This is a genomic window from Planococcus sp. BI3, assembly GCF_056680115.1.
In genome coordinates this window covers 1,730,633-1,744,117 of sequence record NZ_CM155266.1, presented here as the reverse complement: position 1 = coordinate 1,744,117, position 13,485 = coordinate 1,730,633, and the positions used below count along the sequence as shown (strand labels likewise).

General features: G+C 46.4%; 14 protein-coding genes. 8 read left to right on the top strand and 6 right to left on the bottom strand.

Features of this window, described 5'->3' with window-relative positions:
• Positions 1-146: 146 nt before the first annotated feature.
• Together AC1MEO_RS08820 and AC1MEO_RS08815 are read right to left on the bottom strand one after the other, a co-directional pair.
• A complete protein-coding gene (locus AC1MEO_RS08820; protein ID WP_480335683.1) occupies positions 147-1,055 on the bottom strand; it encodes an oxidoreductase in 909 nt (302 codons plus the stop codon).
• Between the two features lie 148 nt (positions 1,056-1,203).
• Positions 1,204-1,815, bottom strand: a complete 612-nt coding sequence (locus AC1MEO_RS08815) for a hypothetical protein (RefSeq protein WP_480335680.1) — start codon at positions 1,813-1,815, stop codon at positions 1,204-1,206.
• A 286-nt stretch (positions 1,816-2,101) separates the two neighbouring features.
• Between AC1MEO_RS08815 and AC1MEO_RS08810 the strand changes: the two genes are divergently transcribed.
• The 3 genes from AC1MEO_RS08810 to AC1MEO_RS08800 are packed head-to-tail and all read left to right on the top strand — an operon-like array spanning position 2,102 to position 4,070.
• On the top strand, positions 2,102-2,830 hold the full coding sequence (locus AC1MEO_RS08810; protein ID WP_480335679.1) for an ABC transporter ATP-binding protein: 729 nt from the start codon (positions 2,102-2,104) through the stop codon (positions 2,828-2,830).
• Positions 2,827-3,552, top strand: a complete 726-nt coding sequence (locus tag AC1MEO_RS08805; protein ID WP_480335677.1) for an ABC transporter permease — start codon at positions 2,827-2,829, stop codon at positions 3,550-3,552. Before AC1MEO_RS08810 ends, AC1MEO_RS08805 begins: the two co-directional genes overlap by 4 nt.
• A 44-nt stretch (positions 3,553-3,596) precedes the next feature.
• Positions 3,597-4,070, top strand: a complete 474-nt coding sequence (locus AC1MEO_RS08800; protein WP_480335676.1) for an NUDIX hydrolase — start codon at positions 3,597-3,599, stop codon at positions 4,068-4,070.
• Between the two features lie 59 nt (positions 4,071-4,129).
• On the opposite strand, the gene AC1MEO_RS08795 is transcribed toward AC1MEO_RS08800, so the two are convergent.
• A complete protein-coding gene (locus tag AC1MEO_RS08795) occupies positions 4,130-5,035 on the bottom strand; it encodes an oxidoreductase (RefSeq protein ID WP_480335674.1) in 906 nt (301 codons plus the stop codon).
• Between the two features lie 156 nt (positions 5,036-5,191).
• On the opposite strand from AC1MEO_RS08795, the gene AC1MEO_RS08790 reads away from it, so the two are divergent.
• The 3 genes from AC1MEO_RS08790 to cax all read left to right on the top strand — a co-directional run bounded on the left by AC1MEO_RS08790 (position 5,192) and on the right by cax (position 8,117).
• A complete protein-coding gene (locus AC1MEO_RS08790) occupies positions 5,192-5,941 on the top strand; it encodes a phosphatase PAP2 family protein (protein ID WP_480335673.1) in 750 nt (249 codons plus the stop codon).
• A 117-nt stretch (positions 5,942-6,058) separates the two neighbouring features.
• Positions 6,059-6,958, top strand: coding sequence for a 3-hydroxyacyl-CoA dehydrogenase (locus AC1MEO_RS08785; protein WP_480335671.1), 900 nt, complete (start codon positions 6,059-6,061; stop codon positions 6,956-6,958).
• Positions 6,959-7,061: 103 nt separating this feature from the next.
• Positions 7,062-8,117: a calcium/proton exchanger gene (gene cax, locus AC1MEO_RS08780; protein WP_480335670.1), complete on the top strand. Its 1,056-nt coding sequence runs from the start codon at positions 7,062-7,064 to the stop codon at positions 8,115-8,117.
• Here cax and AC1MEO_RS08775 read toward each other — a convergent pair.
• The 3 genes from AC1MEO_RS08775 to AC1MEO_RS08765 form a co-directional block, all read right to left on the bottom strand.
• Complete coding sequence (locus AC1MEO_RS08775; protein WP_480335669.1) at positions 8,105-8,452, bottom strand: hypothetical protein; 348 nt, start codon at positions 8,450-8,452, stop codon at positions 8,105-8,107. The genes cax and AC1MEO_RS08775 overlap by 13 nt on opposite strands.
• A gap of 288 nt (positions 8,453-8,740) precedes the next feature.
• On the bottom strand, positions 8,741-9,271 hold the full coding sequence (locus AC1MEO_RS08770; RefSeq protein ID WP_480335667.1) for a TlpA family protein disulfide reductase: 531 nt from the start codon (positions 9,269-9,271) through the stop codon (positions 8,741-8,743).
• A gap of 137 nt (positions 9,272-9,408) precedes the next feature.
• Entirely contained in the window at positions 9,409-11,235 is a 1,827-nt protein-coding gene (locus AC1MEO_RS08765; protein ID WP_480335666.1) for an LTA synthase family protein, read from the bottom strand.
• Between the two features lie 281 nt (positions 11,236-11,516).
• Here AC1MEO_RS08765 and AC1MEO_RS08760 point away from each other — a divergent pair, with 281 nt between their 5' ends.
• Both AC1MEO_RS08760 and nhaC read left to right on the top strand, forming a co-directional pair.
• Positions 11,517-11,789: a hypothetical protein gene (locus AC1MEO_RS08760; protein WP_480335665.1), complete on the top strand. Its 273-nt coding sequence runs from the start codon at positions 11,517-11,519 to the stop codon at positions 11,787-11,789.
• A gap of 171 nt (positions 11,790-11,960) precedes the next feature.
• Complete coding sequence (nhaC, locus tag AC1MEO_RS08755) at positions 11,961-13,418, top strand: Na+/H+ antiporter NhaC (RefSeq protein WP_480335664.1); 1,458 nt, start codon at positions 11,961-11,963, stop codon at positions 13,416-13,418.
• Positions 13,419-13,485 lie beyond the last annotated feature (67 nt).

The window sequence follows — 13,485 nt, the reverse complement described above, 5'->3', positions numbered from 1 at the left end:
TCCATTGATGAAAATTGATGTAGCGTGTGAAATCCATACTTGTCCCTTAAGTATTCCCTTAGGAATAAACAATATGTCTGGGTGCGGAAAATTTTTGGCCAGCAGGAACCCCAGGCAGCTAACTGCTCATGAATAAACAGCTGGCATTAGTTGGATCCCTCCTGTAGAGAAGATTCGAAGGGATAAGTGACAGCCGTCAATCTTTCCGAGACGTCCCAAAGCTGTTGGGAGATATTCGGGTCGGTTGCATTGGCATGCGGTGTACCCAGTGCCGGAAAGCCTTTTCGCTGAAACTGGCCGAGTGGGCCGATGTATTCGCCACCCGTCAATTCAGGTTCGGCCGCAGCATATAATGTCGACAGTGCACCCATATCGGGCGGCTGCAGGAAAAGATTGGCGATGCGTTTAAAGGCGAACGGGATTTCCCATCTGCCCAGTTTTAATATATTGGTGGCAGATACGCCGGGATGGCAGGCAATGCTGATGGTCTCAAGTCCATGCTCTTTCAAACGCTTGTCCAGTTCCAGTGCAAAATACAGATTGGCCAGCTTGCTTTGGTTATAGAATTGCTTCGCTTGGTAGCCCTTTGCCCCATCGAGATTGGTGAAGTCGATGGAACCGCGGCTATGTGCACGGCTGCTGATGGTCACAACACGTGATTTCGGCGTTTTTGCCAAAACAGGCAAGAGCAGGCCGGTCAATGCAAAATGGCCAAGATGATTGCTGCCGAACTGCATTTCGAAACCGTCTTTCGTTTTAGCATAGGGCGGTGCCATGAGGCCGGCATTATTAATGAGGATGTCGAGCTTGTCGCAGGAATTTTTGAACTTTTCCGCGAAGGCTCTGATACTTTCTAAATCTGCCAAATCGAGCTGTATGACACGAATCTGAGCCTTCGGGTGAAGATTGATAAGAGCGGCTCGTGCCGCTTCGCCTTTTTCAACATTGCGCACAGCCAGGATGATGTTTGCGCTCATCTGCAGCAATCCCTTTGCTGTTTCAAAGCCGATGCCGCTGTTGCCGCCCGTGATGACGGCTGTTTTTCCAGTAAGCAAAAAATCACTTCCTTCATTCATTTCCATTATGTCAGTCAGTCTGGAATCTATAAGGATTATTTTAGCGTTTCTGTGGATGGATTGGAATTTTGACAGATGAAAAAGCGGGCTTTTCACCAATTGCTTGATGGAAAGCCCGCTTTCTGTTTTAATGTTGTTTTTTCCACTCGCCATAAGTCACTTTGACATCGATGACTTTTTTAGTTGTGGAGGTTTTGACATTTTCTTTGGAAACTTGTTTTTTGGTTGTCACTTTCACTTCCGGTTTGCCGAATTTTTTCTCATCATGAACTTTGGTCTCATCGCTGATCACTTTGCCGTTGCTGCCGGGTGCTCCTCTGTGTTTGAGCGTATTGACAGTGGTTTTGATAATTTTGACGGGAGTGGTTGTTGTTTTGATTTTATGGGTCTTTGTCACTTCGTCCCATTTGGTGAGCTTCACAACCTTATAGGTGGTTGCGGTTTTTACTTCACGATACAATTTATGATTTTTTGGATGTTTTTCTTTGGTCACTACCACATCCACTTTTTCAGAAACATCTTTCTTGGATTTCTTGACGGTTGAAGTATCGGTTGATTTTTTAACTTTTACATCTTTGTCATGGCTTACATCAACTGTCGTCGTTACGATGGTCGTGATGCCTTTTTCAAACGTAACCATTTTCGTTACATGGCTGTCGTCTTTGCCGCCGGCCAATGAGCTGGAGGCAAAACCGAATACGAGCACAACAGCGAATAAGATCATAAACAGCTTTTTCATCTTCTTTTTCTCCTTTTGATTGATAGATTTGTGTACGTCCCAACAATTCGAATACAGCACAGGCAAATCCAACAAAGCTATAAATGAACTCTTTTATGCGGCCGCATGAAATTTCAGTTCATTATTTATGATTAAATTATATTACTAATGACAAAATAATACCACAAAATTTCAATTATTTTAAAAATTTTTATTCGCTTTAAATATGTGTGCGATGGCTTGTTGCTTTATTATCCATCAGCGGCAAATGGCGTTAGAATGGAGGAAAAGGAGGCGTTTGGGATCCATGGAAATAGCGATTAACGAATTGACTAAAACATTCAAGGATCGGGTTGCCGTAGATCATCTTTCGCTGACCATCGGGCAAGGGGAGTTTTTTGCGCTTTTGGGTGAAAATGGAGCGGGGAAAACGACGGCCATCAAACTACTGAGCTGCCTGATGGAACCTACCAGCGGAGATGCCATCATGCTGGGCGACAGCATTGCTGAAAATCCGCAAGCAGTGAAGAAGAAGCTGAACATTTCACCGCAGGAAACGGCAGTGGCACGCAATCTTTCTGTAAAAGAAAACCTGGAGTTTATTGCCCGGATTTATGGTTCCAATAAAAAGGCTGCAGAACAAAAAGCGGTTCGGCTGATGGACAAGTTTGGTCTGGAGGATCGGGCCAAAAGCAAAGGCAAGACGTTGTCAGGCGGATTGGAGCGCCGCTTAAGCATCGCAATGGCGATGATTTCAGAACCGGAAATCATTTTTCTAGACGAGCCGACAGTCGGGCTGGACGTTCGGGCACGATTGGACCTGTGGCAGATTCTGCTGGATTTGAAAGGACAGGTCACCATCATTCTGACGACACATTATTTGGAAGAAGTGGAGGCGCTGGCAGACCGCATCGGCATTATGCATAAAGGAAAACTGCGCGCTCTTGGCACCTTGGATGAATTGAAGCTGCAGACGGGTCAAGCCAAACTGCAGGATGTATTTCTCAAGCTGACGGCAGAGGAGGGGACCGGATGAGAGCTCTGACATTCGCGCAGCGGAACCGCAAAGAGATTCTGCGCGATCCGATGACCTTGCTTTTTGGCATGATTCTGCCCCTGTTGATGCTGTGGCTGTTTTCGATGATGGCTGAAAATATGCCGTTTGATCTTTTTACCCTGGATAAGCTGGCACCTGCCATCATTGTCTTCAGTTTTTCATTTATCACCCTGTTTACGGGCATGCTCATCGGACGCGATAAAAGCAGCTCTTTCTTAATGAGGATTTTTGCTTCACCGATGGCTGCGACCGATTACCTGATCGGTTACGCGCTGCCGCTGCTGCCGGTGGCGTTCATCCAGATGGCTGCCTGCTATGGAACGGCATTGCTGCTGGGCATGCCGATTACATTTGCTGCGATTCCGGCATTCGGCGTACTGGCGATCATTTCACTTCTCTATATCGCATTCGGTCTTTTCTTTGGCACTGTTTTCACAGACCGGCAAGTAGGTGCGATATTTGCAATTTTCGTCAATATCACGACCTGGCTGAGCGGTACCTGGTTTGAGCTTGATATGATCGGCGGTATTTTCGAGACAGTCGCTTATCTGCTGCCGTTTGCCCATGCCGTGGACGCATCAAGAGCCGCCTTTGCCGGAGACTACGGCGCAGTTTTCACCCCGCTGGTATGGGTAATCAGCTATACAGCGGTGATATTTGGGCTTGCGGTATGGGGATTCCGGAAGCGGATGCGCGGGTAGAGTTTGAAGATGGAACTTATTAAAAAAATAAGGGGTTATAATAAATGGGTTATATAGAAGAACTTCGAGCAATTGTTGGTCACCGTCCATTGATATTTGTCGGGGCGGTAGTGGTGATTGTAGATGGAAAAGGGCACTTGCTGCTGGAAGAACGGAAATTCCCGAAAGATCTGTGGGGACTGCCAGGCGGACTGATGGAGCTTGGAGAATCTACAGAAGACACTGCGAAACGGGAGGTCATGGAAGAAACCGGATTGACGATCGACGAACTGAATTTGATCAACGTCTACTCAGGCCCCCAGCATTTTGTGGTGGCTGAAAACGGTGATGAGTTCTATGTAGTGACGCTCGCTTATTATTCGAATAAATACCATGGTGAACTGATTGTCGATAAAAAAGAATCGTTGAGCTTTAAGTTTTTTGCCCCAGAGGGACTGCCGGAAAAGATGGTCGGAAGCCACCGTGTTGTCATCGAGGAGTTTCTCGACAAGCATTCCAGAAAGGTATTGCTAGAGTGAGAGAAGTGTAATGAATAGGAAAAGCCACTTTCAGGGATAAACATGAAAGTGGCTTTTCTTTATTGGACTGCAGGATGGGAGAAGTTAAATTCCACTCCGGTCAGTTGTTCGGAGGCTTCCCATAGTTTTTGCGATACTTTTTGATCACCGGCAGAGGCATGCGGTGTATCCAATGTCGGATAGCCTTTACGTTGGCCTTTGCCGTCAGGTCCAATGTATTCGCCGCCTGTCAATTGGGGGTCTGTAGCCGCATAGATGGTCGGCAACGCACCCATATCTGGCGGCTGCAGGAAATTGTGCATCAATGTCTTCAATAGTTTGGGAGCATCCCGGTTGCCGAACTTAAAGAGATTGGTCGCTGAAATGCCGGGATGGCAGGCAAGGCTTAATGACTTTAAGCCGTACTGCTTAAAACGCTTGTCCAACTCCTGGGCAAACAGCAGATTGGCCAGCTTGCTTTGGCTGTAGAACTTCATCGGCCGATAGCCTTTTGTGCCATCAAGGTTATCGAAATCGATAACGGCACCTTTATGGGCCAGGCTGCTGAGTGTCACGACACGGGAATCCGGCGTATTTTTCAGCAAGGGCAGCAGCAGGCCGGTCAATGCAAAATGCCCCAGATGATTGCTGCCGAACTGCAATTCGAAACCATCTTTCGTTTTCGAATAGGGCGGTGTCATGACACCGGCATTATTGATGAGCAGATTGAGTGAATCATGCTGTTCTTTAAAACGATCCGCAAACTCATGGACGCTTGCAAGGTCCGCCAAATCCAGTTTCATCACACTTATCGATGCTTCTTTATTGGCAGTAAGAATTAAATCACGGGCTGCCTCGCCTTTTTGGGTGTCGCGTACGGCCATGATAATCTGTGCACCGCGGTCGGCGAATACTTTAGCAGCTTCCAGGCCGATTCCACTGTTGGCTCCGGTGATGATGGCTATTTTTCCAGTTAGTTGTTCCAAACAATCAGCTCCTGAGTTATTTACTTATTCTGTTGATAAAAATACCACGGGACTGCTTGTCTAACAAATGATAGGATCCAAAAAATTATTTTTTTCACATATTCATCGAAAGAGAAGGGTAAAGAGATATTATCTGCGATAGGTAGGAGCGATGGGATGGAAAAAAATGAAAAAATGGCTGGTTTGGCTTTCTTGCTGTTGCTTGCTGGGCTGGGCATTGCGGCACTCTTTATTGTGTTATTTGTGGAGTTGGCGGAAGAAGTGATGGAAAAGGAGTTCGGCTTGTTTGACCGATTCATCATCAGCGGGATGGAAGCAGGAGCGAATGATAGAATGGACAAGGTGATGTTCGTCTTCACCGAAATGGGCTCAGCCTGGTTTTTGACGGTATTATCCATCGTTATCCTGGGAGTATTGGGATTTAAAATGAAGGATAAATGGGGCATGCTGTTTTTTGTTGTCGCAATAGGAGGCGGCTCGCTCCTGACGCTGTTGCTGAAGAGTTTATATTCGAGGGAGCGTCCGAGCATCAATGCCGAAATTGACGCTGTCGGCTACAGCTTTCCGAGCGGGCATTCAATGGGGGCATTGATATTCTACGGTTTTGTAATTTACCTGGTCGTCCGGACACGCCAGCGGGCATGGATTCAATGGCTGACGGTCACGATCCTTAGTATTGTTGTCCTGCTAATTGGCAGCAGCCGCATCTACCTCGGCGCCCATTTTCCGAGCGATGTTCTTGCGGGCTATATAGCCGGCTCTATCTGGCTGATTTTAAGCCTGATTGCATTGGAGTGGATTCAGTGGCATAGCCGAAGTCCTGTGCCTCCAGTCTATGCGTTGCGGAAACTGCTGAGTCCATTGTACAGAACAGTGCGGACGAAACTGCCATTCTTCTCAGATTAAAGTGGTAAAGTGGGTATTTTTCCCCTGAATTATAACAGGATTCACAGTCAAAGCGGCGAAGGCAATATGAATTCTTTGATTTGACATTAAGATAATTGTAGACAGAGGAGAATGATGATGGATTACAAGAAAATTACAGTTGCAGGCAGTGGCGTTTTGGGAAGCCAAATCGCCTACCAAACAGCATTTAAAGGGTTTGATGTCACCATTTATGATATCAATGATGAAGCGATTGAAGGCTCGAAAAAACGGTTGGCCAAGCTGAAGAAAAATTACCGCAATGACATGGGGGCAAGTGAAAAAGAAGTGGATGCCGCGTATGACCGCTTGACGTTCCATACCGATCTCGCCAGAGCAGTCGCCGATGCGGATTTGGTGATTGAAGCGATTCCTGAAGTAGCAGCCATCAAGACGGCTTTTTATACAGAACTGGGCAAAGCCGCTCCAGAAAAAACGGTGTTTGCGACCAATTCATCGACGCTCCTGCCAAGCCAGTTTGCTGAAGCGACAGGACGTCCGGAAAAGTTCCTGGCCTTGCATTTCGCCAATACGATCCGCATCAACAATACCGCTGAAATCATGAAGCATCCGGGAACGGCTGGCAGCGTTTTTGAAGATATGATCAAATTTGCTGAAGCAATCGGCATGGTGGCATTGCCTCTGCATAAAGAGCAGCCGGGCTATATCTTGAATTCATTGCTGGTGCCTTTCCTGGAAGCGGCTGAACTGCTGCTGGTCAAAGAGGTCGCGGATGTCGAGACAGTCGACAAGACCTGGATGATCGCAACAGGTGCGCCGCTTGGCCCTTTTGCTATTCTGGATGTGGTCGGCATCAACACGGCCCACAACATCGTCCAGGCGAAAGCGGCAGCTACCGGCAATCCCAAATTCGTGGAATTGGCGAACATGCTGAAGACCCAATACCTGGATAAAGGGAAGCTTGGAAGAGAAACCGGTGAAGGCTTCTACAGCTACCCGAACCCTTCTTTCATGAAAGAAGATTTTCTGAAAAATTGACCTGAAACACGCCCAGCCACTTGGTGGCTGGGCGTGTTTTTTCATGTTAGGAAATTCGAAAAACTGGGTATCCATTATTATCAAAATGAAAAGAAGGGATTTTATGAATCGGGTATTTGGGATTTTAGTGGCAGTGGGAGTGCCCTTGACGGTGATCGGCTCTTTTCTGAGTTGGCCGAGCATTGCCATGTTTTTCATCTGTTCCATCAGTGTAGTCGCGTTATCCAGCTTTATGGGAAGAGCTACAGAAAGTCTGGCAATCGTCAGCGGTCCGCGCATCGGGGGCCTGCTCAATGCCACATTTGGAAATGCGGTGGAATTGATCATCTCCATTTTCGCGCTGCAGGCAGGGCTGGTCGGGGTGGTATTGGCTTCCTTGACGGGTTCGGTATTGGGCAATCTGCTGCTGGTTGGCGGATTGTCGTTTTTCCTGGGGGGCATCAAATTCAAGCGGCAAATGTTCAATGTCCATGACGCCACCCATAATTCCGGCTTGCTGATCTTTGCGGTGGTCGTAGCATTTGTGATTCCGGAAATCTTTTCGATGACGATGAATGAAACCGAGACCATCCAATTAAGTGTCGGCATCTCGATCATCATGATCCTCTTGTATTTGGCGGGTCTTTTCTTCAAGCTGGTTACGCATCGCGGCGTCTATAGCCATGCTGACGCAGCACAGGAATCTGCTCATGAGGAGCCCGAATGGCCGAAGAAGAAAGCACTCATCATCCTTTTGATCGCCACCTTGATCGTAGCGTATGTCTCTGAAAATCTGGTCCATACTTTTGAAGAGGTGGGGGAGCAGTTCGGCTGGTCTGAATTATTCATCGGGGTCATCATCGTCGCAATTGTCGGGAATGCCGCTGAGCATGCTTCAGCATTGATCATGGCGATGAAGAACAAGATGGATGTGGCTGTGGAAATCGCCATCGGCTCGACTTTGCAGATCGCCATGTTCGTTGCACCGATACTGGTGCTGATTTCCCTTTTCATGCCCCAGCAGATGCCGCTGGTCTTCACGGTTTCAGAACTGGTGGCGATGATTACGGCGGTTTTCCTCGCCATCAATGTCATGAACGACGGGGAGTCGAACTGGTTTGAAGGGCTGACCTTGCTCGCGGCCTACCTGATTATGGGCATTGGATTTTATTTATTATAAGCGTTCAGAAAAAACTTCCTATAGCTTATCGAGATATAGAGTGCGGTATTTACTGCACCCAAAAAAGCGATGGCAAGAAACAGGTACAAGGAAACCGCATCTCCGCCCAGTCCGATTTCATCGACGATAATCGCATGGTAATAAACGACTTGCACCGCGACAAGTACGGTAATGAGCGACAAGCTGATGACCGAAAATCCATTGAGCAGCTTTTTCCGGATTTTAGGAATCAAAATGGTGATGAATAAAAGAATTGCCGTGGTGAGCAGCAGAAAAAGAATGGGCCTGAGCAAAGTGAATGTGCCGGAATTTTCAAATGAGCTATACGTATACATGAAAAAAATCCTCCTTCTGCAACTGAAATCTTTACAGGTATAACGATAGATCAACTGAATAGGTTCCTCAGAAAAAAACCTCCAGTGGAGATGCTGCGAGTTTGAGGTTTGTTTTTCATTTTCAGTTGAATCTTCTTGGAAGAAGACTCTTGCAGGAGCTTCTAAATTTTGATGAGCGCCCACAAATCTCCGCGAACGCTCATATATCCCCAAATAGCCCTAATAAAAACTGTCCTCAACAAAAAAAGGTGTGTCTCTTGGCCAAGCAGCCGAGAGACACACATTTTTTCAATTTATAGCGTCAAAACTGTCTTTGATTTCTTCATTGCTGAAGTGGCCCGTCTGACTTTTGACGAGTGTTCCATCTGATCCGATATAGACTGAAGTCGGATAGCCGATGATGCCGTATTCATCGAAGAAGGTACCGCCTTCATCCAATAGTACGGTAATGTTTTCAGCATTCGGAAACCCATCAAACCATTTGGCAAATGACTCTGTGCTTTTTTCGGCATTGGAGCCGGGGGATACAATGGTCAATACCGCGAAATCCGTTTCTTCACCGGCTAATGTATTCAACTCTTCCATTCCCGACAAACAAATTGAACACCAGGATGCCCAGAATTTCACATAGACTTTTTGGCCGGCATAGTCAGCAAGGTTCTGTTCATTGCCCTCCAGGTCAACCAACTCAAAAGAAGGGGCCGGATTGCCATCGTTCAATTGGCCGGCATTTGTGCCATTGTCTTGAGAATTGTTGCTGCATGCACTTAATACAACGAGAAAGGCAAGCAGCAGTCCGGTTTTTGTCAGCGCTCTCATGGCTATCATCCTTTACAGTGAAATTGCGCTCAGTTCTTAATAATTCCATCATATAGTGGAAATCCGATAAAAGACATTAGAGTACCTCGGTGATCAGAAAAAAACATCCTCGTATTATAGACGAAGATGGTTTTCTGTCACTTTTCGCTAGTGTTGATTTCTTTCAGCGCATTTTTTTGGATTATGGAATCGGATAGGCGAAGCTGATCGGCGGCAGTTTCAATATGGTCACTGCATTGATCGAATTCAACTTCCGTACCCAGCGTGGTATTGTAGCAGATCCCGCTTTCGCCGGGAGAGGTCAAATTAGGTTCAAAATAAAATTCTTCATAACGGAAAGCGCCATCACGGAAAACAGTCAAATTACTGTCATCATCCAGCAGGGATTGCCCAAGCATATAAGATGGATTGATGTCCACTAGATCGAGAATGGTTGGAGCGATATCAATTTGCCCGCCGGGATCGTCGACAGTGCTGCCACTTTCCGTATTGGGCTCTTTGATGAAGAGCGGCACCTGATGGTCAAGCTCAAACAGCTCCACCTCGGTTTTTGCACCCAGCTCCTGCGCCATTTCACTGTTGGGCTGAGTCAGGCCGCTGTCGTGGTCGCCATAGAAAATGATGAGGGAATCATCCCACATATTCCTTTGCTTCAGCTCTTCCATCATCACTCCGACAGCTCCATCGACATAATGAATAGTTTCGTAATAGCCTTTCAGCAATGGATCCTCATAGCCGGCCAAATCCAGCTGCTCAAGTTCCGCCGGTATTTCATAGGGAGTATGGCTTGACAATGCGACCATAAAGGCGAAATAGGGTTCCTCTAACTGCTCGGTAAGTTCAATGGAAGTGGTAAGAAAATCTTTGTCGTTCAGTGCCATGCCGATGTCCTGATTGTCCGGAAAATCCGTCTGGCTGAAAAAATGATTAAAGCCGATATTTTTGTAGAAATCGTCGCGATTCCAGAAATCCTTTTCGAAAGCATGCATGGCCGCTGTATCATAGCCAGCGTTTTTCAGCAGTTCGGGCAACGCGTCGAATTCATTTTCGGCGTATTGCGTATAAACAGAACCTGATTTCAAGGGATGCAGGGAGGTCAGTGTAATAAACTCGGCATCGGAAGTCCGCCCTTCGTGTGTTTGGTGATAGAATGACGGGAAAAAAATCGACTCTTCTTTCAACGCATTCAAATGAGGGGTCAGTTCCTGTCCATTTACCTCTTGGTTAATCACTGATGTTTGGAAGGACTCTAATTGGACGACAATGATATTCGGCTTTTCCGAGTCGGAAACAGCAGACGGCGTTTCGGGATTCAACTCCCGGATCCGTGCTTCTTCTTCTGCCGTAAGGCGATCCTTTTTAAGGAATGCACCGGTCCCCCGTGCAAAATCCAGGCCGTGGTAGCCCCAAAAGCCAAGCTGGTAATATTCACGCATGTTTGAAATCGGCTCATCGACCAGCCATTGCTCTTCATTTGTGTAGCTGGTTGCGATGGGAATGATAACTAGTGCAAGTCCAAGAGCGAAGCCTGATCCGGCAAGGATTCTTTTTTTCTTCCGGGTTACCGTCTCTGGATTATTGCGGGTGGCAAACAGGATGAGGGAAAAAATCACCAAATCGGCGAAAAAGAAGAAATCTTTCGCTTGGATTAAGGTCAGGAATCCACCTCCCACATCGCTCATCTGCGTAATATCAGAAAGCAGGGCAATGGACAGCAAGTCATTAAAATAGCGGTAATACCACAGATCGGAAACCAACAGGGTGCTATGCAAAAACAACAATGTCAATAGGATCCATCTGCGTTTTTTGTAGCTCAATAACAGTGTCCAGCTGGACAAGACGACAATGGAAGCCAAATTAAGGACAAAGAAACTGAAATGAAACTCAGTCCCTGAATAGATGCTGAACAAATATATTTTGAAAATGGACAAGAACAGGTAAATCCAATACTCCAGAAACTTCATGATGCACCTCCGAACACGTTTTGCCGTTTTGCTGATCAAAGTAAACGGAACCCTTTGTCAGTGAACCCCTTTTTCTTGCTGCAAAACGAAGCTGTTCTTTTTAATTACCACTTATCCGATAACAGAAAACCTTTGGACATGTCAGTTTTGTGTCTGCCTGAGGAAAGGATGAAGTGTTTAGATCTGCCTGGAGTTCGGGTATTTAATAGAGAAAAGAGCGAGTCAGGTTTGGACTGGAAATTTTGGATAATGATTGTTTTTATGATGAAGGGGTGTTGATTGTGGAGAAGTTCAACAAGACCCATGGCAAAGCGGCGTCAGCTAAGGTGGAATGCAACTATCCGGTATTGTCTATTGGGCAAAATTTCATTGTGGATTTTGGCAGTCAGCCTGCTCTTCATGGCAAATGGCAGGTTGTAGATAACGCTGAAGCGCCGTTTTATGTATGCAGCCGTGTTTTTGAGAATGGTGAAGTGTCCAGAAGGAAATCGGCCGATCACCGGCGTAAGTTTTTCGAAGCCGAGATCTACCATGCACTGGATAAAAAATCCTGAAGAAAGAAAATCGGTGGGATAGCGGAGCGGCCGCCTCTTGAGTAGAGGCGGCTATTTCTTATTGTTGGGGTTCTACAAAATCTGCCGTAAAATAAATATATTATATAGATAGATTATTTTAAATTTTGCTGTAATATAAAAGTACTACATAAAAGTAAGGGGTTACATAGGATGAAAACAAAACAGCAAGAGATTGAAACACCTTTTTTATTGGCACTTATTCCGTTGGTTACGATGATCGCTGCAATGGCGATCACCATCATTGTATTTGAAGGAAGCCCGCACGTGCCTTTGGCTTTAGGTGCTGCAGTAGCCGGATTAATCGCCTGGCGCCTTGGCTATAAATGGGAAACGATTGAAGAAGGAGCCTATAAAGGAATTCGCCTCGCTCTTCCAGCGGTTCTTATCATCATCGTTGTCGGCATGATCATTGCTTCTTGGATTGGCGGCGGCATCATTGCAACGATGATCTTCTACGGCTTGCAGATCATTACGCCTACGTTATTTTTGATGACAATCTGCATTATTTGTGGAATCGTATCGCTCGCTATTGGTAGTTCATGGTCAACAATGGGGACCATCGGTGTGGCGGGAATGGGAATTGGCATAAGCATGGGGATTCCGGCTGCAATGGTAGCGGGTGCGGTCATATCAGGTTCTTATTTTGGGGATAAGATGTCTCCGTTGTCGGATACTACAAACCTGGCAGCAGGCGTTACCGATACAAATTTATTCGAACATATTAAACATATGATGTATACAACAATTCCGGGTTTGGTTATTGCATTGATCGTGTACTTTTTCCTTGGCCGGCAATTTGGCGGATCAGCGATTGATCAAGAAAATATCCAGGGCATTTTGGCAGCATTAGACAGTAACTTCGTCATTTCACCTTGGCTTCTGCTGGTGCCTGCAGCGATTGTCGTACTCGTGGCATTGAAAGTGCCGGCTTTGCCTGCATTGGTCATCGGTGTGGTTCTTGGCTTTATGTGCCAGATTTTTGTGCAAGGCGGCAATGTGGGAGATGCAGTCAACACGCTCCATGACGGCTTCGCAATCGTTTCCAATAATGAAATGGTCGATGAATTGTTCAACCGCGGCGGTATCGCCTCTATGATGTTCACAGTTTCACTGACCATTTTCGCAATGGTTTTTGGCGGAATATTGGAACATACCGGCATGCTGAAAGCCATTGTCCAACAAATTTTAAAAGTGGCCAAATCGGCCGGCAGTTTGATTGCAGCCACAATCGTTTCAGCTTTTTTCACAAATGCTACGGCTTCCGAGCAATACATTTCCATTCTCCTTCCGGGAAGAATGTACGCCACAGCTTTTCAGGATAAAGGGCTGCATTCGAAGAACTTGTCGCGTGCCCTCGAAGATGGCGGGACCCTGACTTCTCCCTTTATTCCGTGGAACACTTGCGGAGTCTTTATCCTGGCAACTTTAGCGGTTCATCCATTCGCCTATGCGCCTTATGCGGTGCTCAATTACGCAGTTCCGATCATCGGGATCATCATGGGATTGATCGGCTACAAAGTTCAATTTTTAACAGAAGATGAAATGGCGCAGCTTAAAGTGAGGCAGCAAAGAATCGATCGTGAAAACGAATTGACAGAAGGCGTTTAAGTTTTCTGCGCTTCATGGGTACCAATGAAAAACGAGTCTCCCTCTTTTAGAATTCAAAAGAGGGAGA